Source organism: Antribacter soli, from assembly GCF_021568775.1.
Classification (GTDB): domain Bacteria; phylum Actinomycetota; class Actinomycetes; order Actinomycetales; family Cellulomonadaceae; genus Antribacter; species Antribacter soli.
The window spans coordinates 1-25,242 of sequence record NZ_JAKGSG010000005.1 but is presented as its reverse complement, the minus strand read 5'-3'; the positions used below and the strand labels follow the sequence as shown (position 1 = coordinate 25,242).

Sequence of the window (25,242 nt, the reverse complement as noted above, 5' to 3'; positions counted from 1 at the left end):
GGTCGGAGCGGTCAACGGTGTGCGGTGTCCCGCCGTCCGGCCGGTGCTACCGCGGCGGGAGCGGCGGCGTCGACTCCCGCAGGACGACCTCGCCCTGCACCGTCACCCGGCCGGTGTCCGCGTCCTCCCCGGCGTCCAGTCCCAGGGCCAGCCGCGTCGCGAGCTCGCCGATGCGCTCGAGCGGCACGTGCACCGTCGTCAGGGCGGGCGTGACGTCACGCAGGGTGTGGATGTCGTCGAACCCGGCGACGGCGACGTCGTCGGGTACGCGGCGGCCCGCGTCGCGCACGGCCGCCATCGCGCCGACGGCCATGACGTCGTTCACGGCGAACACCAGCTCGGGCAGCGCCGGCTCCGTCCGCGCGAGCAGCCCGGCCATCGCCGTGTAGCCGCCGTCGCGCGTGAACGCGCAGGCCACCACGTCCTCCGGCACCACCTCACAGCCGAGCTCGTGCAGCGCCCCCACGAACCCTTCCGCCCGGTCGACGGCGGTGCGGTGCACGAGCGGGCCTGCCAGCACGCCGAACCGCCGGTAGCCCAGGCCGTGCAGGGCCCGCGCCAGGTCGGCCGCGCCCTGCGCGTTGGCGATCTCGACGACCGGCAGCTCGCCGACCGCCTGCCCCACGACCGCGACTCCGCCGCCCGACCGCCGGAACGTCTCCAGGGCCTGCACGAGCGCTCCGGCCTCGGCAACCCCGTGCGTACCCCCGTTCGGCACGTCGTCACGAGATCGGTACTCCTGCGTGCCGCCCTCGTGACGAACTGCCGAACGGGGGTGCGCAGGGGACGGGTGCGCGGGGTCGCCGTCGTCGGGCAGCAGCCGGCCGCCGGCGAGGATGACCGCCCGGGCGCGCTGGCGGCGCACGAGCTCGACGAAGGCGAGCTCGCGCGCCGGCCGCAGGCCCGTCGAGGCGAGGGTGACGATGAGGCCCTCGCGCTCCGCCGCGGCCGCCACGCCCGCGGCGATCGCGGAGAAGTAGGGGTCGCTGATGTCGTGCACGACGAGGCCGAGCGCCGCCGTGCGGCCGCGCGCCATGGCCTGCGCGCTCGGGTCCGGCGAGTAGTCGAGCCGGCGCGCGGCCTCGAGGACCCGCTCGCGCAGGTCGGCGCGGACGGTGCGGGTGGCGCTGCCGTTGATCGCGCGGGAGGCGGTGGCGAGTGAGACGCCTGCCTCCCGCGCGACCTGGCTCAGGGTGATGGGGCCGTCGCTGGACATGGCCCTATCCTGCCGCCACCCGGGCCCGATCGTGCGCGGACGGTCAGGCGATCAGACCCGGACCATCCGCATGCCTGTGTCCCGGTAGGCACGCTCGATCACGCTCGCGTAGCCGGCGATCATGCGGACGTGGCTGAACCGGGGCCTGGCGGCCGTGCGGGCGCCCTCCAGCTCCGCGCGTCGCGCGGCGGCCTCGATCCACGTCGCGGCGATCTCGGACGGGTCGTACCCGGTGACGAAGCCGATCCGCTCCACGATCGAGGCGCTGTCGCCCACGGGCGTGGTCACGGGGACGGCGCCGCACATGGCGCCCTCGATGAGGCACAGCGGGGCGGCCTCGCCGAACGCGGACGTGAGCGCGACGACGTCGGAGATCGCGTACACGAGCTCCATGTCGTGCCGGACACCCATGAGGTGCAGGCGAGCGACCAGGTCGGGCCGGTCGGCGAACGCCGTGGCGACGTCGGCGACGAGGTCCGGGTTGGCCGACGACATCCCCGCTCCGCACATCAGGACGTGGCCGGCCGGCTCGTGCGCGAGGAACTGCCGGGCGGCCCGCACGAGCAGCGCGGGGTTCTTCATCGCGTCGTAGCGGGCGGCGTAGGTGACCACCGTGCCGTTCGACGGGAGGTCCATGGCGCCGCGCAGCGCGAGCCGGCGGGCACCGGACGCAGGGCGGAACCGGGCCAGGTTGATGCCGTTCGGTACGACGCGCAGCAGGTGCCCGGGCACGCCCGCGGCCCGGTAGGCGTCGCGCGTCGACTCGGCGCAGCACACGATCGAGGCGAGGCGGCCGGCGTCGGCCGCCCGCAGCAGGTCGCCGAGCGCCTGGCCCTGGTGCTCCGGGTCGGAGCGGTGCAGGCACGCGATCACGGGCCGGGCCGGGAAGGCGTCGGTGTTGACGAGCCGGAGCGGCTGCTCCTTGAGCGACAGGACGACGTGCGCGCTCAGGGCATGCCGCGACGCGGCGGCGAGCTCGGTCTCGGTGAATGTGCGGGGGTCGTGCCCCGCCTCGGTGCTGCGCCCGAGCGACGTGACGCGCACGCCGGCGGCGCGCAGCGCGCGATAGCGGGGATCGTCGACCATGCGCTGCAGCGTGGCCTCACGCCGCATCTCGTGGTGGATGCTGAGGACGGAGTGCTGCTGGCGGCCGGCCTGGTGCAGGCCGGCGACGACCGTGGAGTGCAGCGCGCGGGCGCCGCCGCTGAAGAACCCCTCGTACAGGGAAAGCACACGCAATCCGTTGCGCTGGATCACTGACACCACCTCCAGTCCCACAGGGTGAAGCCTGCTCATGTGCATTACATGGCATGACGGTTACGTGCAGATTACGACTTGGCGGAGATTTTTCCGAGGATGATCGCGAGATCTCTCTCCGCCTGGGCCGGAGTGATTGTGCGGCAGCCCAAGGAAACCCAGTGTGCGAGGAGACTCGGTTCGGCACGGTATAGGCCGATACCACGTCGGAGCAGCGTACCCAGAGGCTTGCGGGACTCCGCAACGTCGCGCAGGAACCGGAACCAGAACGTCACGGGACGCCGCTGCACCAGGCAGATCGCGTCGGCGAGGATGCCCTCGCTGCGGCATGCCTGCACGAGCTCCGCCGCGAAGATGCCTTCCGCGATGACGAGCGGACTGTCCTGAGTCTCCACCACCGTGGTGCCCGTCCGCCGGGACGTCGGGATGTCGTACACCGGCACCTCCGCCCGCCCGGTCCGTGCCAGGGTGCGCAGCGCGTCCATCGCCGCGGCGGAGTCCCAGGTCTCCGGGCTGTCCCAGTCGACGCTGCCGTAGCGCTGCGGCAGGTCAGGGTGGTCCAGGTCGAAGTAGAAGTCGTCGAGCTGCACCACGGGCGCACCGATGCGTCGGGTCAGCGACGTCTTGCCCGAGCCGCTGGGCCCGGTCAGCAGGACGATCCGGGCGAGCGGGCGCCGGGAGCCCGGCGGGACGTCGAAGAGGGCGGGCTCGTCGGCGGAGGGGGTGGTCACGGGACACCATTGTCCCGCAGCGAGCGGCGCGCCGTGCGTCACGGACCTTGCACTACCACCACGTGCAAGGTGCGTGGCCCGTGCACGCCCTCGACCCGGTCGAGCTCGATGTCGCTCGTCGCGCTCGGGCCGGAGATCCACGTCTGGGGCCGGTCGGCTTCCGGGGCGAGCAGCCGGACCGCCTCCGGCACCGTCTGCACCACCTGGTCCGCGCGCACGACGCACACGTGCACGTCCGGCACCAGCGAGATCGCGCGCCGGCCCTGGTCCGGCGCGCCGTCGAGCACGATCGTCCCGGTCTCCGCGATCGCCACGCGCGCCGCCGTGACGACGGCGGCCGCCGAGTCCAGCTCGGCGTTCGACAACGGTGCCTCGCGCGTGTCCGTGCGGACCTCGACCCCGGCGTCGGCCAGCGCGGCGGTCCACGCCGGGTCGAGCCCGGGCGGCACGACGACGGCCCGCGGGGCTCGCGCGAGACCGTCCCCAGGTGGCTCGACGGCGCCGTTCACGGCGCCGGGGACGGTCTCGGGGGTACCCGTGGCCGTCGGGATGAGCGCGGCAGCCACCGCTGCTGCGACGCCGTCGGCCGGGATCTGGACCACGTGCGCCCTGTAGTCGACGAGCCGGTCCACGAGCAGCTCGAGCACCTCGGCCGAACCGGGCGCGTGCTCCCCGGCGGTCCGGTACTCCCGAACGTGATCGGCAGGTTGTGGCGTGATCGGCAGCCCGGGCTGCCGATCATCCGACGAACTGCCGATCACGCGCTGGTCGCCGCCGCCCAGCGCAGCCCGGATCCGCGCCAGGATCTCCGTGCGGGCGTCGGTCATCGGTCCTCCTCCGGGTGGGCGGCGGCGCGCTCCCGCTCGTCCCACCACGCGTGGAACGTCTGCTTCGGCGGGGCCGGCAGGTCCCGCGAGCCCGTCCACAGCGAGCCAGGGAACGGCAGGTGGTGGATCACCTCGTCCCGGGCGAGCATGCGCCCCGCCCGGGCGGAGCTGCCCGCGAGACGGAACCGGCCGGCGTCGGACATCGCCCACGACGCGGACTTCATGGCCGCGCCCCACACGGTGGGGTGGGACCGGTCCGCGTCGACCTCACGGGCGCGAAGGTCCACGAGGATCGACGGGATGTCGATCTTGACCGGGCAGACGTCATAGCAGGCGCCGCACAGCGTGGACGCGTAGGGGAGCGACGCGTTGGGGTCGCCGTGCCCCGAGACCCCGCCCGACGAGGCCGTGAGCTGGGGCGTCAGGATCGCCCCGATCGGGCCGGGGTACACGGACCCGTACGCGTGCCCGCCCACCCGCTCGTACACGGGGCAGACATTGAGGCACGCCGAGCAGCGGATGCAGTGCAGCGCGGCCCGACCCACCTCGTCGGCGAGCACGGACGTGCGGCCGTTGTCGAGGAGGATCAGGTGGAACTCCTGCGGCCCGTCGCCGGGCGTCACGCCTGTCCACAGGGACGTGTAGGGGTTCATCCGCTCGCCCGTGGAGGATCGCGGGAGGAGCTGCAGGAACACCTCCAGGTCCTCGAACGAGGGCACGAGCTTCTCGATGCCCATGACGGTCACGAGGGTGTCGGGGAGCGTCAGGCACATCCGCCCGTTGCCCTCCGACTCGACCACGGCGAGGGTCCCGGTCGAGGCCACGGCGAAGTTCGCCCCGCTGACGGCCACCTTCGCCGAGAGGAACTTTCGCCGCAGGTGGGCGCGTGCGGCCATGGCGAGCTCGCGCGGCACGTCCGACAGGTCCGGCGGCGCGTCGCCCATGCGGGCCAGGAAGATGTCGCGGATCTCCGACCGGTTGCGGTGGATCGCGGGCACGAGGATGTGGGACGGCATGTCGTCGGCGAGCTGCACGATCAGCTCCGCCAGGTCCGTCTCGACCGCCCCGATGCCCTCCTCGGCGAGGGCCTCGTTGAGCCCGATCTCCTGCGTCGCCATGGACTTGACCTTGACGACCTCGTCCGCGCCCTTCGCCTTCGCGATGTCCGCGACGATCCGGTTCGCCTCCGCGCCGTCGCGCGCCCAGTGCACGACGCCGCCGCGGGCGGTCACGTTGCGTTCCAGCTCCTGCAGGAGTTCCGGGAGCTCGGCGAGGACGCGGGTCTTGACGGCCGACCCGGCGTCCCGCAGCGCCTCCCAGTCGGGGACCTCGTCCACCACGCGGGCCCGCTTGGCCCGGATCGTGGACGTCGCGTGCGCAAGGTTGCCGCGCAGCCGGGTGTTCTTCAGGGCCTCGCGGGCGGCTTCGGGGAATGACGGACCCCAGCGCAGCGGCTCGACCGGGTGCGGCACGGGCCCGAACGGCTCGTCGGGCCGCCCGACGGCGGAGCCCGGGCCGCGGTGGACGGGGATGCCCAGGAACGTGCGGCTCATCGGACCTCCTCCCGCGTCGAGGCGAGGATCTCCGCGAGGTGCATCGTCCGGACGCCGGTAGAAGCCCGCGAGAGGCCGCCGCCGATGTGCATCAGGCACGAGTAGTCACCCGCGACGAGCACCTCCGCGCCGGTGTCGCGGACGTTCGTGACCTTGTCCTCCAGCATCGCGGCCGACGTCGGCGCGTTCTTCAGCGCGAACGTGCCGCCGAACCCGCAGCAGCTCTCGGCGGCGCCGAGCTCGACCAGGTCGATGCCTCCGACGGCGAGCAGCAGGCGCAGCGGCCGGTCGCCGACGCGGAGCATGCGCAGCGAGTGGCAGGTCGGGTGGTAGGTGACGCGGTGCGGGAACCAGGCGCCGACGTCCTCGACGCCGAGCACGTCGACCAGCAGCTCCGAGAGCTCGTAGGTGCGCGCGGCGACGCCGGCGGCCGTGCGCGCCTGCGCACCCAGGCCGGCCCGGTCCAGGACCATGGCCTGCTGGTGCCGGATCGACCCGGTGCAGCTTCCCGACGGGACGACGACGACGTCCCACTCGCCGTCGAGGACCGGGGCGAACGTCTCCACGTGGTTGCGGATCACCGGCACCGCCTCGCGGACGTAGCCGGTGTTGACGTGCATCTGGCCGCAGCACGCCTGACCCGCGGGGAAGACCACCTCGTGGCCGAGGCGCTCCAGCAGGGTGACGGTGGCGCGCGGGGCCTGGGGGAACAGCGCGTCCGCGATGCAGGTGGCGGCGAGGGCGATCCGCATGCGACTCCTCTCTCGTCCGTCCGACAGTGGACGGACCACACGCGCACACCATAGCCCATGTGGTTCGACCACAGGTAGACTCCGCCTGTGCGTACTCACGAGCGCGTCCTTGCCCAGATCGAGGCCGACCTCGCCGCCGGCAAGTGGGCCCTCGGCGAGCGGCTGCCCGCCGAGCGCGCCCTCGCCGAGCAGCTGGGCGTCTCGCGCCCGTCCGTGCGCGAGGCCATCCGCATCCTCGAGGCGATGGGCATCGTCAAGACCGCCGTCGGGTCCGGGCCCAGCGCCGGTGCCACCGTGATCGACCGGCCCGCCGCCGGGCTCGGCGCGGCCGTCCGCCTGCACCTCGCGTCCGGCACGCTCCCGGTCTCCGACGTCGTGCAGACACGTACCGTCCTCGAGGCCTGGGCCGTGGGGCGGGCGGCGGCGCGGGCCGGCCGCGCCGGGGGGGAAGGCGGCGCCGACGACGGCGCCCGTGCGCTGCTCACGGAGGCGGAGTCGCTGCTCGCGCGGATGTCGGACCCCGATCTCGACTCCAGGGAGTTCATCCGGCTGGACCAGGACTTCCACGTGACACTCACCCGGCTCGCGGGCAACCAGCTCGTGGAGGCGATCATGCTGGGGCTGCGCGCGGCCGTGGGCTCCTACGTCGCTGCGGGTGCCGAGAGGCTGCCGGACTGGGTGAGCACCCGCGCCCGCCTCTGCGTCGAGCACCGCGGGGTGCTCGACGCCGTGTCCCGCGGTGACGCACCCGTGGCGGAGCGCCTCGTCCGGGCGCACATCGAGGGCTTCTACTCGGAGGCCGGGCTTGCACAGACGCCGTCGGACGAGGCCGCGACCGCCTGAGCGGGAGTCAGCGGGCCGCCAGGCCCTGGGCGGCCGTGGCGCACCGGTCCGCGTCGTGTGCGACGCCGCTCGCCGCGCGCTCCAGCAGGGTCCGGAGCTGGTCCCGGTCGGCAGGGTCGAGGCCCATGAGGAGCTCCTGCTCGGCGACGGCGACGCGCGCGTCGAGCTCCGCGAGGACCTCGCGCCCGTGCTCCGTCGCGACGATGCGGCGTGCGCGACGGTCCGCCGGGTCCTGCTGCCGCTCGACGAGATCGCACTCGACGAACTTGTCGATGAGGTAGGTCATGACCGTGCGGTCGATCCCGAGGCGCGCTGCCAGTGCTGCCTGCGTGGGGGGCGTGTCGTGCACCGCGACCGAGAGCACCTGGTAGCCGCGGGCGCCCTGGGGCATGTCTGCCGTCGCCGCGTCGAGGCGCGCGGTCCACTCGCGCAGCAGCGCGACGAGGGCCCAGCTCAGGCCGAGGGAGGTGGGGGCCGCTGCGGAGGTGGACGTGGTCATGCCCCCATCGTAGCCGGAATGCGATGCGTTGCCGATGAGTTGTGACTGATATCGTCTGTCACACATACGATCTCGCTCCGACAGAATCGCAGGCATCGCATGGACTACGGGCACGACCTGGTCTTCGGCACGTTCATCACCCCCCAGAACGCGGACCCGCAGGTGCCGGTCAAGCTGGCGCAGGTGACGGAGGAGGCCGGCCTCGACCTGGTCACCTACCAGGACCACCCCTACCAGCCGGGCTTCCTCGACACGTGGACCCTCCTGACCTGGGCCGCGGCGTCGACGTCGCGCGTGACGCTCTCCGGCAACGTCCTCAACCTGCCGCTGCGACAGCCCGCCGTGCTCGCCCGCTCGGCGGCGAGCCTCGACCTGCTCTCCGGCGGCCGGTTCGCCATGGGGCTGGGCGCCGGCGGGTTCTGGGACGCGATCGAGTCGATGGGCGGTACCCGCCTGACGCCCGGCGAGGCCGTCGACGCCCTCGCGGAGGGCCTGGAGATCCTGCGCGGCATCTGGGCCGCGAACGAGCGCTCCGTCCTGCGCGTCCCAGGCAATCACCACCGCGTCTCCGGCGCGAAGCGCGGCCCCGAGCCCGCGCACGACATCCCCGTGTGGCTCGGCGCGTACAAGCCGCGGATGCTGCGGCTGATCGGCGCGAAGGCCGACGGCTGGCTGCCGTCGTACGGGTACCTCAAGGATGGTGACCTCGCCCGGGGCAACGCGACCATCGACGAGGCGGCACTCGAGGCGGGCCGCGACCCCAGCGAGGTACGGCGCCTGCTCAACCTCAACGGCGCGATCCAGCCGTCGCGCGGCGGGTTCCTGCAGGGCCCGCCCGAGCAGTGGGTCGACGAGCTCGCCGCCCTCGCGATCGGGGACGGCATCGGCACCTTCATCATTGCCAGCGACGACCCCGACCAGATCCGCCTCCTGGGCGAGGAGGTCGCGCCCGCAGTGCGCGAGCTCGTCGCGCGCGAGCGGGGCACGGCCGGGACCGCTCCGGCCTCGGCGCGGCGTGGTGCCCGGTCGATCAGCCTGCGGCGGACCGGGATCGACTACGACGCGCTGCCGGCGGCGCTCGCGGAGCGTGCCGTCGAGCCCGGCGACCGCGGGTATGACGCCGTCCGCCACAACTACCTGCGCTCCGGCTCCCCGGGCCTCGTCCTGCGCCCGAGGTCGCCCGAGGAGGTCGCGGAGGCGCTCGCCTACGCGCAACGGCAGGACGTGCCGCTGGCCGTGCGGTCGGCCGGCCACGGGATCTCAGGTCGCTCGACCAACGACGGCGGCATCGTGCTCGACCTGGGCGCGTTCTCCGGCATCGACGTGCTCGATGTCGCGACCCGGCGCGTGCGGCTCGGCGCCGGCGCGACCTGGGGTCACGTCGCCGAGACGCTCGTACCGTACGGCTGGGCGATCACCTCGGGGGACTACGGCGGAGTCGGTGTCGGCGGGCTCGCCACCACTGCCGGCATCGGCCTGCTCGGCAGGCTCCAGGGCCTCACGATCGACCACGTCGTGGCGGCCGACGTCGTCACCGCGGACGGGCGGTTCCTGCGCGCGTCCGCGACCGAGAACCCGGAGCTGTTCTGGGGCCTCCGGGGCGCCGGCGGCAACCTCGCCGTCGTGACGTCGCTCGAGCTCGAGGCCGGCGACGTCGGGGACGTCGTCTACTCGCAGATGGCGCTCGACGCGTCCGACACGACCGGCCTGCTGGAGAAGTGGGGCGACGCCGTGGAGGCGGCGCCGCGCGAGCTCACGTCGTTCCTCATCCTCGGCGGGCCGCGGCGCGGGCAGGGGCCTGTCGCCCAGCTCATGACGGTCTTCGCGGGCTCCGACACGGAGGCCGCGGTGGCGGCGCTCGAGCCCTTGGCCGACGCCGGGCCGCTCCTCGGCCACCAGGCCTACGTCATGCCGTACTCGGGCGTCGTGCAACGCGTCGACGCGCGCCACGCGGGCGGCGGTGACCCGGCAGGGCGCTCCGGCCTGGTGCAGCACCTCGACGCCGCGGTCAGCCGGGAGGTGGCCGACCTCGCGCTGTCCGGCGAGTCGTACTTCACGCAGATCCGGGCCACCGGTGGTGCGGCGAACGACGTTCCGGCGAACGCCACGGCGTACGCGCACCGGAGCGCCAACTTCGCGATCTCGGCGCTGTCCTCGTCGCAGGACCGACTGAACGCCGCCTGGGACGCCGGGCCGGGCCGGCTGACGGACGGGCTGTACCTCTCCTTCGACACCGACTCCCGGCCGGAGCGGGTGCGCGACGCGTTCCCCGGCGAGACGCTCGCCCGCCTCCGCCGGCTCAAGCGGGAGTACGACCCGGGCAACGTCTTCGCGGCGAACTTCCCGATCCCGCCCGCTGACTGAGCCCCCGCCAGGTCCGCTCCCTGAGCCCCGCCGTGGCCCGGCCGCCGACGCGCGAGCGGGTCCGGGTCGGGCCACGGTGGAAGAACAGGAGAAAGGAGTGAGTCATGGCAACCGTCACAGAGTCGGTGGATGTGCACGTGCCCCTGCACACGGCCTACAACCAGTGGACCCAGTTCGAGGAGTTCCCCCGCTTCATGGAGGGTGTCGAGGAGGTCCATCAGATGGACCCGACGCACGTCCACTGGAAGACGCGCATCGGTGGGGTCGAGCGGGAGTTCGACACGGAGATCTTCGAGCAGCAGCCCGACGAGCGCGTCGCGTGGCGGAGCACGTCCGGGCCTGACCAGGTCGGCGTCGTCTCCTTCCAGCCGATCACCGACGCGGACACGCGCGTCACGATGCAGATGGAGTGGACGCCGGAGGGCTTCGCCGAGAAGGCGGGCAGCCTGATGCAGCTCGACGATCGCCGAGTCCACGGCGACCTGGAGCGGTTCAAGGAGTTCATCGAGGCGCGCGGTACCGAGACCGGTGCCTGGCGCGGCGAGGTGTGAGCCAAGTCCGGCGGCACCGCGGGCGGTGCAGGACGCCGCCCGGGTGCGAAGGCCCGGGACCAGACGGTCCCGGGCCTTCGCCGTGCGACCGAACCCCCTGTGGATGAACTCCTCCGGATGTCGGCCACGGTCGGTAGGTTCGGCGGTGTCAGGACGGCCGACCGGCCGGCCGCACTCGGGAGGGGGCACCCATGGATCTTGCGCTGGCATCGCGCACGGCGCGGCAGCTGATGGACAGGTACGGGCTGGAACACTGGTCGTTCGCGTTCGACGACGCACTGCGCCGCGCGGGCCTGTGCGACCACGCCCGCTCCCGGATCAGTCTCTCCGCCCCGCTGACCCGGCTGTACGGCCAGGCCGAGGTGCGCGAGACGATCCTGCACGAGATCGCGCACGCCCTCGCAGGCCCGCGGCACGGACACGACGCGACGTGGCGCGCCACGGCGGTGCGGATCGGCTCCTCGGGCCGGCGCTGCGTGGACCCGCAGGCTCCGGCGATCGACGGCCCCTGGGCGGGGACGTGCCCGGCCGGGCACACGTCGACGCGGTTCCGGCGCCCGGCCCGCCCGATGTCCTGCAGCCGCTGCTCGCGCCGGTTCTCCGTGACGCACCTGATCGCCTGGACGTACCACGGGCGGGTGGTCCCGATGGGTGCTCGGTACGACACGGAGCTGCGGGAGATCACCGCCGTCGCCCGGCGCGCGGCGGCGCCCACGCTCGTCGTGGAGACCCTCGACCTGGGCCTGCTGGACCTGGAACCAGAGGCCGTCCCGACGGCGGCCGGGGCGCCCGGGGTCGCGTAGTTTGGAGCCATGGCCTCGCCCCTTCTCGCCCTCCCCGCCGGCGTCGCCGGGTCCCGCATCGTCGGCCTGGGACACCACCAGCCGGAGAAGATCCTCACCAACGACGACATCGCGCAGCTGGTCGAGACGAACGACGAGTGGATCCGCTCGCGGACCGGCATCGTGACCCGTCACGTCGCGGCCGACGACGTGACGGTCGCCGACCTGGCGACCGCCGCCGCGCAGCACGCGCTCGACGACGCGGCGGTACCGGCGTCGGACGTCGACCTCGTGATCGTGGCGACGGCGACGAACGGGGACCGGTCCCCGAACACGGCCGGACGGGTCGCGTACGCGCTGCGGACCGGCTTCCAGCCCGGCGGGTCCACGCCGGAGGAGGAGGTCCCGCTCGACCTGCGCGACGTCGTCGGACCTGCCGCGATGGACCTCAACGTCGCGTGCTCGGGCTTCGCGCACGCCCTGGGTCTTGCCGACCAGGCGATCCGGACGGGAGCGGCCGGGACGGCCGTGGTCGTGGGTGCGGAGCGGCTCACCGACTTCACCGACTGGACCGACCGCTCCACGTGCATCCTCACGGCGGACGGCGCGGGCGCCGTCGTGCTCCAGGCGAGCGACACGCCGCGCGTGAGCCAGGCCGTGTGGGGCACAGAGCCCGAGCTCACGCCCGCGGTGCGGATCGAGGAGCCGCTCCTGAAGTTCCAGCAGGACGGCCGGTCGGTCTTCAAGTGGGCGATCACGCGGGCCGCGGGCCGCGCCCGCTCCGTCGTGGAGCGCTCGGGCCTGGGCATGGACGACATCGAGGTGCTGGTCGCGCACCAGGCGAACCTGCGGATCATCGAGCCGCTGGCGAAGGCGCTCGGCATGGACGACCGGATCGTGGTCACGGACATCACGGAGTCGGGCAACACCTCGGCAGCGAGCATCCCGCTGGGCCTGTCGAAGTGGTGGCACGCGGGCAAGATCCCGGCGGACGCCCCGGCGCTGCTCTTCGGCTTCGGCGGCGGCTTCGCCTGGGCCGGCCAGGTGGTGCTCACCCCCGAGCGCTGAAAGCGTTTTCCCGCCCTGCGGGAAGCGCTTCCCGGGCGGCGCTCCCCGTGTGTAGTGTCGTTGGTGCGGCCGCCTCGCAGCAGCCGAGTCGACGACGACGAAGGAGACCCGCGCACATGACCGACCCCGCGACCCCCAGGGAACGACGGCGCTACGCAATTCTCGGCACCGGCCACCGCGCGGGCATGTACGTGAACGCTCTGATCAGCGCACACGTGGAGGACGGCGAGATCGTCGCGTGGGTCGAGCCCAACCCGGTGCGGGCGGCGGTCCACGAGGCGCGGGTCTCGACCGCCGTCGGCGGCACCCGCCCGCTGTACGCGCCGGAGGACCTCGAGAAGGCGATCGAGAACGAGCGGGTCGACCGCGTGATCGTCACGTCCCCCGACCGCACCCACGCCGACCTGGTGTCCCGCGCCCTGCGCGCCGGCGCCGACGTCGTGGTGGAGAAGCCGCTCGCGGCGACCGCGGAGCAGGCGCGCCAGATCGTCGACGCGGTGCGGGAGACCGGCCGGGACGTCGCGATGACGTTCAACTACCGCTACTCACCGCGGAACGCTGCCCTGCGCGAGGTCATCAGCAGGGGCGAGATCGGCGACGTGCTGGCCGTCCACTTCGACTGGGCGCTCGACACGGTGCACGGCGCCGACTACTTCCGCCGCTGGCACCGCGAGAAGGACGTGAGCGGCGGCCTGCTCGTGCACAAGTCGAGCCACCACTTCGACCTGGTGAACTGGTGGACCGGCCTCGTGCCGCGCCGCGTGTTCGCCGCCGGCGGCCGACGGTTCTACGGCGACGACGCCGCGCACGCCACGTACGAGCCCAACGACACCGAGCGGGAGCTGCGGGCGGCGGGCATCGATCCCTGGGCGCTCGACCTCGCCCAGAACCCGTACCTGAACGCGCTCTACGGACCGGAGGCCCAGGCGGTGGACGGCTACCGGCGCAACCGCTCGGTCTTCGACCCGGACATCGAGCTCGAGGACACCCTGGCGCTGGTCGTCGAGTACGAGAAGGGCGCCGTGCTCACCTACTCGCTCGTGGCGCACTCGCCGTTCGAGGGCTACCGCGTGGTCGTCACGGGCACCCGGGGGCGCGCCGAGCTGGAGGTCGTGGAGCGCGGGTCGGTCGCGTTCGGCGAGCAGGGCACCGCCGTCATCGACCCGAGCGCGACGCCGGACGCCTGGGCGGGCGACCCGCGGCCGTTCGGCGAGCGGCTCGTGGTGCAGCGGCACTGGGAGCGGGCCCGCGAGTGGCCCATCGGCAAGGGCATCGGCGGGCACGGCGGGGGCGACGCCTTCCTCCTGCGCGACGTGTTCACCGGCACGCCCGCCGACGACCCGCTGGGCCGCGCCGCCGGCTACCTCGACGGCGTCCGCGCCTCGTCGGTGGGCTACGCGGGCAACCGGTCGCTGGCCACGGGCGAGCCGGTCGCGCTCGACGACCTGGGCATTGGAGTTCCCTTCTCCTGAGTCACGCGGGCAGCAGCGCGCCGATCACCAGCAGCACCGGGACGCACGCCGCCGTCGTGGCCAGGCAGGCGCGGCTGACCGGACCCTCGAAGCAGCGGTACCGCGTCGCGTAGACGACGACGTTCTGCGCGGTCGGCAGGGCGGCCATCGTGACCACGACGGCGAGAGCGGAGGCCTCGAGACCGACCGCTCGCCCCACGGCCCAGGCGGCCAGCGGGTGCACCACGTTGCGCGCCAGCACCGCCAGGAGGACGGCCCACCGTTCGCGCCCGGGCGGCACGACAGCGGCGCCGCCCTCCTCGGTGTGGTCGGCGCCGGTGCGACCCGCGCCGGTGCGGCCGGCGCCGGCATGGTCGCCGCCCGCGTCACCCGGCCGTGGCAGTGCGAGCGTCATGCCGAACGTCAGCAGCGCGAGCGGCGGCGCGGCCGCGCCGAGCAGCTCGAACGGTGCGAGCACGGGCTCGGCGATGCGGTGACCGAGCGCGGATCCGGCGAGCGACGCGACCACGCCCGCGAGCGTGCCGAGCGTGACGGGGTTGCGCAGGGCAGCGAGGGCGGCCCCGCCGCGGCGCCGACCGGGCACCGCCGCCCGGTCCACCGTCGTGCGGTCCAGCACCGCGAACGCGAGCGGCGCCAGCACGAGGAGCTGGATCAGCAGCGACGGGACCACCGCGAGGGCGTCGCCGAACAGGTACACCGCGAGCGGGATGCCGAGGTTCCCGGCGTTCACGTACGACCCGGCGAGGGTGGTCATGACCGCCGCACCCGGCGGCAGCCGGAGAGCCCAGCGGGCGGTGGCGGCGAGGACCAGGGCGAGCGCCGCCGTCGTACCCCAGGTCACCAGCGCCGGGCGCGAGACCACCGTGGCCAGGTCCGTCCTGGCCAGGGTGACGAACAGCAGGCACGGCGCCGCGATCGTGAACGACACGGCGGCGAGGACCTCCCGCGCCTGCGACGGCAGCAGCCGGCGTGCCTGCGTGAGCCAGCCGAGACCGACGACGGCCCCCATCGAGCCCAGGGCGAGGAGCACGGCGGTCACGGGCTCACCCTGCCACGGCCGTGCCGGCACCGGCCGTGGCGTCCGCGCTCAGGTCGTCCAGGGAGCGCCCAGCTCGGAGAACGTCCGCTGCTCGCGCGCGACGCGTTCGCACCACTGGGCCACGTCGCGCACCACGGGGTGCCGGTCGTCGCCCTCGCCGAGCCACTCGACGTGGTCCGCCCCGATGGGTGAGGGGTCGGTCGCGGTCCGCACCGCGTCGAGGACGCGCATGAAGGCGCCGGTCTCGCGCACGTCGCACAGGATCTCCCGCTCGGGGTCGAGACGGGCTGCGAGCAGGTCCTCGAGCAGGGATGTGCGGATGTAGGCCTTCTCGGCCACGACGCGGGGCGTGCGGAGCCGGAGCACGTCGTGCTCGTACTCGAGCTCCAGCTCGCCCTCGGTGCCGAGCACGAGCACGCGCGCGGGCGTCCGGTCCGAGGCGCAGAGCGTGAGCCCGAACCCGTACCGGGTCCCGTCCGTGCCGACCACGCGCACGGCCGACGTGTCGTCGGCCTCGATGGGGTTGGCGCGCCAGAGGTCCACGTCCACGTAGGCGACGTCGTCGGTGGTGCGGGCGCCGCCGATGCGCAGCGCGGTCGCGACGGCGTGAGCCAGCGGGTTGGTCACCACGCCGTCCACGACGGCGCGACCGTCGAGGCGACGGTGTCCGGCCCAGGGCGCGCGCGCCCAGTACCCGGCCGTCCGCACCCACGTGCCGACGGCGCCCACGCCGAGCACCTCGCCGATCTCGCCGCGTGCGACGAGATCGGCGGCGGCGGGCAGGGCGTGCGAACCGAACGTCTGGAACCCCACCTGGCAGCGCCGGCCCGTCCGCTCGGCGACGGCGATCAGCTCGGCGTGCTCGGCGAGCGACGTCGCGGTGGGCTTCTCGAGGAGCACGTCGACGCCGGCCTCCATCGCGGCCCGCGCGAGCGGCAGGTGCGTGTGGATCGGCGTGGCGAGCACGACGACGTCGGGCCGCGCGTCCTCGTCCTGCGCGGTCAGCAGGTCGCCGAGCGTGGGGAACCAGGGCGCGTCGGGCCCGTCAGGCCCGGGTTCCCGCGGGTCGACGACGGCGCTCAGCCGGGCCGTGCCCTGCTCCTCGAGCTCGTCGACGGCCCGCACGTGGGACGCGCCGTGTCCGTGGATGCCGACCACGGCGACCCGGGCGGGCGTGGTCCCGCTCATCGCAGGGCCTCGGCCACGGTGGCGGCCTGGTCGAGCGTCAGCTCGGCGTCGACCAGCGCGGCGACGAGCCGGATCTGGACGCTGCCGCCGTCCGGGACGAAGAGCGGCGCGTCCCAGGCGAGCGCGGGGCAGGCGCCGGGATACTCCGCCGATCGCAGGAACCATGGCAGCACCACACCCGGCTGCGCCAGGACCAGCGTGGCGGGGCCCGCCGCGTGCTGCTGCGTGAACGCCACCCAGGGCGACGAGCTGCCGTGGGCGGCCGACTCGCCCTCGCCCGCCGCACTCAGCACGCGGGTCCGGTCAGCGGCCGGGAGGCGCCAGAAGAGGCCGCCGTACCCGGCGCCCGGGCGCCCGTTGGTGGCGGGGGAGCGGATCTCGAGCGCACCGTGGGAGGCGTGGAGCGTGCTGTCCCAGCTCAGGACCCACAGGGCGTCGGGCGCAAGATCGGGCAGCACGTCCGGCAGGAGCTTGCCCCGGAGGCGGCGCTCCTCGGTGAGCTGCGGGGTGCCCTGCTCGTCGCTCCACAGGACGTCCTCGACGAGGGTCGCCGTGTCGTCGGGCGCGACGCGCAGCGCGGTCGCGACCTGGGTGCCGTGGTTCTCGAGCAGGGTGGGTCCGACGTCGCGCAGGAACGTGCGGCCGCCCCAGTGGCTCGTGCCGTTCACGTCCGGCAGGGCGATGCTCACGCCGTAGTGGTGGCGGTGGTCCACCGGGCCGGCGTCGGTCAGGGCCACCCCGGCGAGGGTGTGCACGGGGTGCAGGTACGGGCGCGGCGAGTGGATGCGCGGGACCCGGTCGCCCGGCTCCCGGCGGGCCAGCGGCGCGCCCTCGGGTCCGGCGCGCAGCACCATCGCGTCGCCGTCGGCCGCCCAGACGGGCGCACCGGCGCCGCCGGCTCTCGACCCCTCGGTCTGGTCCTGGTCTGTCCTGTCCTGAGCTGTTCGTGCCGTGGCGGCAACGCTGTCGTCCACGGGCCCTCCCGTCGCTGTGGGCTGGATGTCGGTGGTGCTCCCGGCACCGGTGCCGGAAGTTCTCGAGCCCACGGTGGTGGGCGTAGGCGCGGGCGCGGGCGCCGTGTCGGCGTCGCGGCCGTCGTCGGCGAGGTGCACGCGTTCGGGCCGGCGTGGCAGGGGGCCCGTGCTCGCCCGGACCTGGAGGCGCGCGGCGAAGCGGGCGGTGACCGCGGGCTCCGCCCCCTCGGTGATCACGGCGTGCAGCTCGCGCCACGCGTGCCGCCCCAGGTCCGTCTGCGGCACCGCCGCGGTCGTCAGTGCGGGCGTGGCGTAGCGGGCCAGGTCGATGTCGTCGAAGCCCGCCACCGAGATGTCGCCCGGGACGGCCACGCCCGCCTCGTTGAGCCCGGCGAGCAGGCCGAACGCGACCAGGTCGTTGTACGCGACGGCCGCGGTGAACCGGCCCGCCAGCACCGCGGGGGTGACCGCGTGCCCGGCCGCGATGTCGGGTCCGGCGGGCAGCACCTCGAGCCGCAGGTCCGGGTGCAGCTCCTGCGCCCGGGCGAGCCCGGCGCGGCGCTGCCCGTCCGACGCGCTCGCCCGTGGGCCGGCGAGGTACGCGACCCGGCGATGGCCCAGACCCACCAGGTGGGACACCACCTGCAAGGTCGCGTCCGCGTAGTCGACCACGAGGCAGGGTGCGACGGGGGCGCCCTCGGCCACCGCCCCGATCTCGCGGTTGACGAGGACGAGCGGCTCGGCCTCGCCCACGAGCCTGGCGAGCTCGGCGTCGGGCATGCGGGGCGAGACGAGGACGAGCGCGTCGCAGCGCAGCCGCGCCTCGAGCGCGATCGCCGCCTCCTGGCTCTCGTCCTCGGCGGTCTCGGCGACCAGCACGCGGTAGCCGTCCTCCGCCGCGGCCGAGGCGACCCCGCGCAGGATCTGCTGGAACACGGGGTTGCCGAGGTCGGGCACCACGACGGCGACCGTGGTGGTGCGGCCGAGCGCCAGGTTGCGCGCCACGTTGCTGGGGCGATAACTGAGGCCGGCTGCCGCTTCCCGCACGCGGGCCGAGATCTCGGGGTCGACCGTGCTGCGGCCGTTCATAACTCGCGAGACGGTTGCGCGCGACACCCCGGCCGCCGTCGCAACGTCGGCGATCGTGGCGACTGGGCGCCGTGCACCGGGCTTCACATTGCCGACGGTACACCATAGGAAACCGGTTCCTCGTGTGATACGTTCCTGCGCAGGAACCGGTTTCTCGGTCAGGTACGGCCCAAGGAAGCGCAGCGCGCGGACGGGACCGTGGAAGACAGGGAGCCGGGGATCGACGACGATCCGAGAGGGCGGTACATGAGCACCACCGACATCCCCAGGCGGGCAGGCGTCCCCGCCCGCCGCGAGCGGCGGCGATCACGCGCCGTGAGCCGGGGAGACGGCCGCGCAGCGGCACTGTTCCTCGCCCCGTGGTTCGCCGGCCTGATCCTGATCACCGCCGGCCCCATGGTGGCGTCGCTGTACCTGTCGTTCACCGACTACGACCTGCTGACGCCGCCCGAGTGGATCGGCCCCGAGAACTACACCCGGATGTTCGCGGACCCGCGGTTCCTCAACGCGCTGCAGGTCACGTTCACCTACGTCCTGGTGTCGGTACCGATCCAGCTGGCACTGTCGCTGGCCCTGGCGCTGGTGCTCGACAAGGGCCTCCGCGCCCTCCCGTTCTACAGGTCCGTGTACTACCTGCCGTCGCTGCTCGGCGGAAGCGTCGCGGTCGCGATCCTCTGGCGCCAGGTCTTCGGCGCGGACGGGCTGCTCAACCAGTTCCTGGCCGTCTTCGGGATCGAGGGCCAGGGCTGGGTCTCGCACCCCGACTACGCGCTCGGCACCCTGGTGGTCCTGAACGTCTGGACGTTCGGCTCGCCCATGGTGATCTTCCTCGCCGGCCTGCGCCAGATCCCGCAGATGTACTACGAGGCCGCCTCGATCGACGGTGCGGGCAGGGTGCGGAAGTTCGTCACGATCACGATCCCGCTGCTCTCGCCCATCGTCTTCTTCAACCTGGTGCTGCAGATCATCGGCAGCTTCCAGTCGTTCACGCAGGCGTACGTCGTCAGCGGCGGCACCGGTGGCCCGGCCGACTCGACGATGTTCTACACCCTCTACCTCTACCTCAAGGGCTTCGGTTCGCTCGACATGGGTTACGCGTCGGCGATGGCCTGGTTCCTGCTCCTCATCATCGGCGGCATGACCGCCGTCAACTTCCTCGCCTCCAAGTACTGGGTCTTCTACGATGACTGAGCTCACCACAGCCACCAGGCTGCCCGACGACGGCACCCGCCTCCGCGCGAGGCTCGCCCAGGCCGCGGGGGGCCTCCCCGAACCCTCGGCGCGACAGCGCCGGGCCCGACGCCGGGCCGCCGTCACGGGCCTGTTCCGGCACATCCTGCTCATCGCGTTCGGGCTGATCATGCTCTACCCGCTCCTGTGGATGCTGGCGAGCTCGCTCAAGCCGTCCGAGCTGATCTTCCGCGAGCCGGGCCTGATCCCGACCGAGATCGACCTGAGCAACTACACCGACGGCTGGAACGCGCTGGTGAACCCGTTCAGCACGTACCTGCTGAACTCGGCGCTCGTGGTCCTCGGCTCCGTGATCGGCAACCTCGTGGCGTGCTCCATGGCGGCCTACGCGTTCGCCCGGCTGGAGTTCCGCGGCCGGAACCTGTGGTTCGCCATCATGCTCATGTCGATCATGCTGCCGATCCACGTGGTGATCGTGCCGCAGTACGTGCTGTTCTCCGAGCTGCAGTGGATCAACACGTTCCTGCCGCTGATCGTGCCGAAGTTCCTCGCCACCGACGCGTTCTTCATCTTCCTGATGGTCCAGTTCTTCCGGGGCATCCCCAAGGAGCTGGACGAGGCGGCACGGCTCGACGGCTGCGGCCACGTCGCCATCTACCTGCGGATCATGCTGCCGCTGGCGCTGCCGGCGCTCGCAACCACCGCGATCTTCACGTTCATCTGGACGTGGAACGACTTCTTCAGCCAGCTCATCTTCCTCACGCGTCCCGACATGTACACCGTCCCGGTCGCGCTCGCCGCGTTCCGCGACAGCACGGGCGAGACGTCGTGGGGGTCGCTGTTCGCCATGTCGATCGTGTCCCTGATCCCGGTCTTCCTCGTCTTCCTGTTCGGACAGAAGTACCTGGTGAAGGGCATCGCGACGACGGGGATCAAGTAACCGGCACCAACGACGCACGACAAGCACCTCATCCGCACGACCAGACGACGACGTTTCGTCACGCACCTGAAGGAGCATCATGCGAACGACAAGCACCCGCGCACGTCGCGCCGCCGCCGCGGCAGGCGTGACCGTCGCGGCCCTCGCCCTGGCAGCCTGTGCCGGCGGCGACTCCGGACTGGGCCCGGGCACTGAAGAGTCATCGGCGCCCCCGACCGAGGAGTGCCCCTGCGAGATCCGCTTCTCGTGGTGGGGCTCCGACAGCCGCCACACGGCGACTCAGGCGATCATCGACGCGTTCGAGGCCGAGAACCCCGACATCACAGTGGTGCCCGACTTCACCGACTGGGGCGGCTACTGGGACAAGCTCGCGACGTCGGTCGCGGCGGCCGACGCGCCCGACGTGATCACGCAGGAAGAGCGCTACATCTCCGACTACGCCTCGCGCGGCGTGCTCGCGGACCTGTCCGGCCTCGACATCGACACGTCCACGATCGACGAGTCGATCCTGGCGGCCGGCCAGACGGCCGACGGCCAGTTCGGCATCCCGACCGGCGTCAACGCGTACGCCGTCGTCGTGGACCCGCAGATCTTCTCCGAGGCGGGCGTGGAGCTCCCCGACGACGAGACCTGGACCTGGGACGACTACGTCGAGATCGCGAACGAGATCTCGGCCAAGGCGCCCGAGGGGGTGTACGGCACGCAGGACTACGGCTTCAACGAGGCCGGCCTCAACGTCATCGCGCGCCAGCGCGGTGAGTCCCTCTACACGGAGGACGGCGAGCTCGGGGTCTCGGCCGAGACCGTGGCCGACTTCTTCCAGGTGTCGCTGGACCTGCAGGCCGGCGGCGGCGAGCCCGACGCCGCCCGCACCATGGAGGTCCAGGACGCCGGACCCGAGGGCTCGCTCCTCGGCACCAACACCGGCGCCATGGGCATCTGGTGGAGCAACCAGCTCGGGGCGCTGACGAAGGCGTCCGGCCGTGAGCTCCAGCTCCTGCGGCTCCCGGGCGAGTCGGACGGCGAGCGCACCGGCATGTACCTGAAGCCGGCCATGTTCTACTCGGTGTCGGCGACGTCCGAGTACCCGCAGGCGTCGGCGAAGTTCGTCGACTACCTCCTGAACAGCCCCGAGGCGGCCAAGATCATGCTCACCGACCGCGGCCTGCCCGCGAACACCGAGATCCGGGAGGGCATCCTCGGCGACCTCGACGCGCCCAACACGCTGGTCGCGGACTTCATGGCCGAGATCGCGGGCGACGTCGTGGACTCGCCCCCGGTGCCGCCGAACGGCTCCGGCGACGTGGCAGAGATCACGGAGCGCCTCAACACCGAGGTCCTGTTCCAGCGCCTGACGCCCGACCAGGCAGCCGAGCAGTTCCTGACCGAGGTGGAAGCGGCGATCGGCTGACATGAGCGACGTCCTCGTGCTCCGTGACGGCGACCACGTCGCCGTCGCAACGCGCGACCTCGCCCCGGGAGAGGAGGTCTCTTCTCCCGGGGCGGGGGTCGTCGTCGTGCGCGACGACGTCCCGCGCGGCCACAAGGTGGCCCTCCTACCCGTGGCCGCGAGGGAGAACGTGCTGAAGTACGGCCAGGTGATCGGCGTGGCGACCCGGGACATCGCGCCCGGCGATCACGTCCACGCGCACAACCTCGGGTTCGAGGAGGGGCGGCGGGAGGCCGAGCTCGCCACCGTGCACCACCCGCTCACGCCACCGCCCGGGCCGCGCCCCACGTTCCGAGGCTACCGCCGGGCCGGCGGCAAGGTCGGCACGCGCAACTATGTGGCGATCCTGACGTCGGTGAACTGCTCGGCGTCCACGGCCAAGATGATCGCGGACCAGTTCCGCGGCTTCGCCATGGACCAGTACGACGACGTCGACGGCGTCGTCGCGCTCACCCACCAGTCCGGGTGCGGGCTCGTCCCTTCGAGCGAGGGCGGGCAGGTGCTGCTGCGGACCCTGCGGGGGTACGCCGCCCACCCCAACGTGGCGGGGCTGCTGGTGCTCGGGCTGGGCTGCGAGATGATCCAGCTCGACACGATCCTGGGCGGCGCCGACGTCGGCCCCGACACCGTGGTGAAGACGCTGACGATCCAGGACACGGGCGGCATCCGGGCCACGGTGCGAGCCGGGGTCGAGGCGGTGCGCGAGATGCTGCCCGAGATCGAGGAGCGCTGGCAGCGCGAGGACTGCGACGTCGCCGAGCTGGTCCTCGGGCTCAACTGCGGCGGCTCCGACGGGTACTCCGGCATCACGGCCAACCCGGCGCTCGGCTGGGCGTCGGACCGCCTCGTCTCCTACGGCGGTACGTCCGTCCTGGCGGAGACGCCCGAGGTCTTCGGCGCCGAGCACCTCCTGACCCGCCGGGCCGTCACCCCGGAGGTGGGCGAGCGGCTGCTCGACCGCCTCGAGTGGTGGAAGCGGTATGCCGCCGCGGGAGGCGGGTCGCTCGACAACAACCCGTCGCCCGGTAACAAGGCCGGCGGACTCACGACCATCCTGGAGAAGTCGCTCGGTGCCGTCGCCAAGGGTGGCCAGGCCGACCTCGCCGCCGTCTACGAGTACGCCGAGCCGATCACCCGGCGCGGGTTCGTGTTCATGGACACGCCCGGCTACGACCCGGTGTCCGTGACAGGCATCGTCGCCGGCGGGGCGAACGTCGTCTGCTTCACCACGGGACGCGGGTCGGTGTTCGGGTGCAAGCCCACGCCGTCGATCAAGCTCGGCACGAACACCGAGCTGTTCGAGCGCATGGGCGACGACATCGACATCGACTGCGGCCGCATCGTCACAGGGAAGGCGACCCTTGAGGAGGTGGGCCGCGAGATCTTCGACAGGATCCTCGCGGTGGCGTCGGGCGAGCTCACCGCGAGCGAGGACCTCGACATCGGCGGCGAGGAGTTCGTCCCGTGGCAGCTGGGGACGGTGACGTAGTCCACGGTCGGCATCCGGGCGCGCGACCGGCGTCCGGGTGCCGCGGGGCAAGATAGGCCCATGCCTCTCGCACCGCGCTACCTGGCCGACGACGCCCGGTACGACTCCATGACCTACCGCCGCACGGGTCGCTCCGGCCTGGACCTGCCGGCGCTGTCGCTCGGCCTGTGGCACAACTTCGGCGACACCAACCCGTTCGACACGCAGCGCGCGATCCTGCGCCGCGCGTTCGACCTCGGCGTGACGCACTTCGACCTCGCGAACAACTACGGCCCGTCGTACGGGTCCGCGGAGGCGAACTTCGGCCGTCACCTGGCCGCCGACCTCGCCCCGTACCGCGACGAGCTGATCATCTCCACCAAGGCCGGCTACGACATGTGGCCCGGCCCGTACGGCGACCACGGCTCGCGCAAGTACCTGCTGTCGAGCCTGGACCAGTCGCTCACCCGCATGGGCCTGGACTACGTCGACATCTTCTACCACCACCGCCCGGACCCCTCGACGCCCCTCGAGGAGACGATGGGTGCGCTCGCGCAGGCCGTCCGCGCGGGCAAGGCCCTGTACGTCGGCGTGTCGAACTACTCCCCGGCCCGCACCCGTGACGCGGCGCGCATCCTCGCCGACCTCGGCGTGCCGCTGCTGATCCACCAGCCGTCGTACTCGATGTTCAACCGGCACGTGGAGAACCCGGAGCACGTCGACGCCTACGACGGCCGGCAGTCCGAGTCCCTGCTCGACGTCGTCGGCGACCTCGGCGTCGGCACGATCGTCTTCTCGCCGCTGCAGCAGGGCCTCCTCACCGGCCGCTACCTCTCGGGCGAGGCGCCCGTCGGCTCTCGCGCGGCGCGCCCCGACTCGCCGTTCCTCTCGTCGGGCAACCTCACGGAGGACTATCTCGACCGGGCGCGGGCGCTGAACGAGATCGCGTCGGGCCGCGGTCAGACGCTCGCGCAGCTCGCGCTCGCCTGGGTGCTCCGCGACGAGCGCGTCACCTCGGCCCTCATCGGGGCGTCGTCGGTCAAGCAGCTCGAGGACAACGTCGCAGCCCTGGGGGCCGCGCCGCTCAGCGCGGACGAGATCGCGGCGATCGAGCCGCTGGCGCAGCCCGTCTCCTGAGCCCGGCCGAGCCTCACCCTCGTCGAGTGCGGGCTGTGCCCGCGCTCACGGGGGCAGGGCCGGGTGGCAGGATGTGGCGCGTGACGACGAAGCGCATCCTCGTCCTCGCCGGCCGCGGCCGGTACGAGGATCCCTGGCACGACCACGCCGCGACCTCACACCTGCTGGCCCGGATCCTGGGCGAGCCGGGCGCCGGAGGCGACCCGGACGCCGTCGTCCAGGTGCGGTCCACGTGGCGCGACGCGCTCGACGACCTCGACGCCGCGGACCTCCTCGTCGTCAACTCCGGCACCGGGCGCCCGGACCCAGGTTTCGACGGCTCCGACGACGAGTGGCGAGCCTTCCACGAGCGCCTTGCCGCGTGGGCGCGAGCGGGCGGCGCCGTGCTCGCGCTGCACCAGGCGGCGAACACGTTCGCCGACGCGCCGGCCTGGGAGGACGTGCTCGGCGGGCGCTGGGTCCCGGGTACGTCGATGCACCCGCCGATCGGCGACGCGACGTTCCGCCTCGCTCCCGGGCACGCGATCACGGACGGCCTGGCGGTCGTCGAGGCCTTCGACGAGCGGTACTGCTTCCTGAACGTCGCGGGGTCGGCGCAGGTCCTGGGCACGGTCGCGGACGACGGCGGAGCCGCGCACCCGGTGCTGTGGGTCCAGGAGGCCCACGGCGGGCGGACCGTCTACAGCGCGCTGGGGCACGGGGTGCGATCGTTCGAGTCCCCGACCCACCGGGAGCTCCTGCGCCGGGCCGCGGCCTGGCTGCTCGCCTGACGGTCGACCCCCCCACCCGGGGCCCCCCACCCCCGGGGTGGGGGCCCGGGGTGGGGGGGGCCCGCGGCCCCCAAGACCACA

22 protein-coding genes are annotated in these 25,242 nt (G+C 73.2%); 12 read left to right on the top strand and 10 right to left on the bottom strand.

The window, feature by feature from the left end; all coding sequences use genetic code 11:
* Window positions 1-46 precede the first annotated feature (46 nt).
* The 6 genes from L1785_RS00645 to L1785_RS00620 form a co-directional block, all read right to left on the bottom strand.
* Window positions 47-1,216, bottom strand: a complete 1,170-nt coding sequence (locus L1785_RS00645; RefSeq protein ID WP_236087184.1) for a LacI family DNA-binding transcriptional regulator — start codon at window positions 1,214-1,216, stop codon at window positions 47-49.
* A gap of 51 nt (window positions 1,217-1,267) precedes the next feature.
* Window positions 1,268-2,449 carry a glycosyltransferase gene (locus L1785_RS00640; protein ID WP_236087183.1) on the bottom strand — a complete coding sequence of 394 codons (1,182 nt, stop codon included), beginning with the start codon at window positions 2,447-2,449 and terminating at the stop codon, window positions 1,268-1,270.
* 95 nt (window positions 2,450-2,544) lie between these two features.
* Entirely contained in the window at window positions 2,545-3,204 is a 660-nt protein-coding gene (locus L1785_RS00635; protein ID WP_236087182.1) for a uridine kinase family protein, read from the bottom strand.
* 38 nt (window positions 3,205-3,242) lie between these two features.
* Entirely contained in the window at window positions 3,243-4,031 is a 789-nt protein-coding gene (locus tag L1785_RS00630; protein WP_236087181.1) for a LutC/YkgG family protein, read from the bottom strand.
* On the bottom strand, window positions 4,028-5,584 hold the full coding sequence (locus L1785_RS00625) for a LutB/LldF family L-lactate oxidation iron-sulfur protein (RefSeq protein ID WP_236087180.1): 1,557 nt from the start codon (window positions 5,582-5,584) through the stop codon (window positions 4,028-4,030). The genes L1785_RS00630 and L1785_RS00625 overlap by 4 nt, the downstream gene beginning before the upstream one ends.
* A complete protein-coding gene (locus L1785_RS00620) occupies window positions 5,581-6,336 on the bottom strand; it encodes a (Fe-S)-binding protein (protein ID WP_236087179.1) in 756 nt (251 codons plus the stop codon). The genes L1785_RS00625 and L1785_RS00620 overlap by 4 nt, the downstream gene beginning before the upstream one ends.
* A gap of 87 nt (window positions 6,337-6,423) precedes the next feature.
* Between L1785_RS00620 and L1785_RS00615 the strand changes: the two genes are divergently transcribed.
* Window positions 6,424-7,179, top strand: a complete 756-nt coding sequence (locus L1785_RS00615) for a FadR/GntR family transcriptional regulator (RefSeq protein WP_236087178.1) — start codon at window positions 6,424-6,426, stop codon at window positions 7,177-7,179.
* Between the two features lie 7 nt (window positions 7,180-7,186).
* Here the strand turns inward: L1785_RS00615 and L1785_RS00610 are convergent, their stop codons facing one another.
* Window positions 7,187-7,678, bottom strand: coding sequence for a MarR family winged helix-turn-helix transcriptional regulator (locus L1785_RS00610; RefSeq protein WP_236087177.1), 492 nt, complete (start codon window positions 7,676-7,678; stop codon window positions 7,187-7,189).
* Window positions 7,679-7,777: 99 nt separating this feature from the next.
* On the opposite strand from L1785_RS00610, the gene L1785_RS00605 reads away from it, so the two are divergent.
* The 5 genes from L1785_RS00605 (at window position 7,778) to L1785_RS00585 (ending at window position 13,915) form a co-directional block, all read left to right on the top strand.
* A complete protein-coding gene (locus L1785_RS00605) occupies window positions 7,778-10,042 on the top strand; it encodes an LLM class flavin-dependent oxidoreductase (protein ID WP_236087176.1) in 2,265 nt (754 codons plus the stop codon).
* Window positions 10,043-10,146: 104 nt separating this feature from the next.
* The gene (locus L1785_RS00600; protein ID WP_236087175.1) at window positions 10,147-10,593 is read left to right on the top strand and encodes an SRPBCC family protein; all 447 of its coding nucleotides are present in this window, start codon (window positions 10,147-10,149) and stop codon (window positions 10,591-10,593) included.
* A 191-nt stretch (window positions 10,594-10,784) separates the two neighbouring features.
* Entirely contained in the window at window positions 10,785-11,396 is a 612-nt protein-coding gene (locus L1785_RS00595; RefSeq protein WP_236087174.1) for a SprT-like domain-containing protein, read from the top strand.
* Window positions 11,397-11,405: 9 nt separating this feature from the next.
* On the top strand, window positions 11,406-12,443 hold the full coding sequence (locus L1785_RS00590; RefSeq protein WP_236087173.1) for a 3-oxoacyl-[acyl-carrier-protein] synthase III C-terminal domain-containing protein: 1,038 nt from the start codon (window positions 11,406-11,408) through the stop codon (window positions 12,441-12,443).
* Between the two features lie 116 nt (window positions 12,444-12,559).
* Window positions 12,560-13,915 (top strand): Gfo/Idh/MocA family protein, encoded by a 1,356-nt coding sequence (locus L1785_RS00585; RefSeq protein ID WP_236087172.1) that lies wholly within the window; start codon window positions 12,560-12,562, stop codon window positions 13,913-13,915.
* Between the two features lies 1 nt (window position 13,916).
* Here the strand turns inward: L1785_RS00585 and L1785_RS00580 are convergent, their stop codons facing one another.
* The 3 genes from L1785_RS00580 to L1785_RS00570 are packed head-to-tail and all read right to left on the bottom strand — an operon-like array spanning window position 13,917 to window position 18,292.
* A complete protein-coding gene (locus tag L1785_RS00580; protein ID WP_236087171.1) occupies window positions 13,917-14,954 on the bottom strand; it encodes an AEC family transporter in 1,038 nt (345 codons plus the stop codon).
* A gap of 48 nt (window positions 14,955-15,002) precedes the next feature.
* Complete coding sequence (locus L1785_RS00575) at window positions 15,003-16,142, bottom strand: Gfo/Idh/MocA family protein (RefSeq protein WP_236087170.1); 1,140 nt, start codon at window positions 16,140-16,142, stop codon at window positions 15,003-15,005.
* Window positions 16,139-18,292, bottom strand: coding sequence for a DUF6807 family protein (locus L1785_RS00570; protein ID WP_308113217.1), 2,154 nt, complete (start codon window positions 18,290-18,292; stop codon window positions 16,139-16,141). Before L1785_RS00570 ends, L1785_RS00575 begins: the two co-directional genes overlap by 4 nt.
* Before the next feature lie 159 nt (window positions 18,293-18,451).
* On the opposite strand from L1785_RS00570, the gene L1785_RS00565 reads away from it, so the two are divergent.
* The 6 genes from L1785_RS00565 (at window position 18,452) to L1785_RS00540 (ending at window position 25,161) form a co-directional block, all read left to right on the top strand.
* Window positions 18,452-19,396: a carbohydrate ABC transporter permease gene (locus L1785_RS00565; RefSeq protein ID WP_236087169.1), complete on the top strand. Its 945-nt coding sequence runs from the start codon at window positions 18,452-18,454 to the stop codon at window positions 19,394-19,396.
* Entirely contained in the window at window positions 19,389-20,336 is a 948-nt protein-coding gene (locus L1785_RS00560) for a carbohydrate ABC transporter permease (protein WP_236087168.1), read from the top strand. Before L1785_RS00565 ends, L1785_RS00560 begins: the two co-directional genes overlap by 8 nt.
* Before the next feature lie 79 nt (window positions 20,337-20,415).
* On the top strand, window positions 20,416-21,747 hold the full coding sequence (locus tag L1785_RS00555) for an ABC transporter substrate-binding protein (protein ID WP_236087167.1): 1,332 nt from the start codon (window positions 20,416-20,418) through the stop codon (window positions 21,745-21,747).
* 1 nt (window position 21,748) lies between these two features.
* Window positions 21,749-23,275 carry a UxaA family hydrolase gene (locus tag L1785_RS00550; protein ID WP_236087166.1) on the top strand — a complete coding sequence of 509 codons (1,527 nt, stop codon included), beginning with the start codon at window positions 21,749-21,751 and terminating at the stop codon, window positions 23,273-23,275.
* Window positions 23,276-23,335: 60 nt separating this feature from the next.
* The gene (gene mgrA, locus L1785_RS00545; protein WP_236087165.1) at window positions 23,336-24,391 is read left to right on the top strand and encodes an L-glyceraldehyde 3-phosphate reductase; all 1,056 of its coding nucleotides are present in this window, start codon (window positions 23,336-23,338) and stop codon (window positions 24,389-24,391) included.
* Window positions 24,392-24,462: 71 nt separating this feature from the next.
* A complete protein-coding gene (locus L1785_RS00540) occupies window positions 24,463-25,161 on the top strand; it encodes a ThuA domain-containing protein (protein WP_268914675.1) in 699 nt (232 codons plus the stop codon).
* Window positions 25,162-25,242 lie beyond the last annotated feature (81 nt).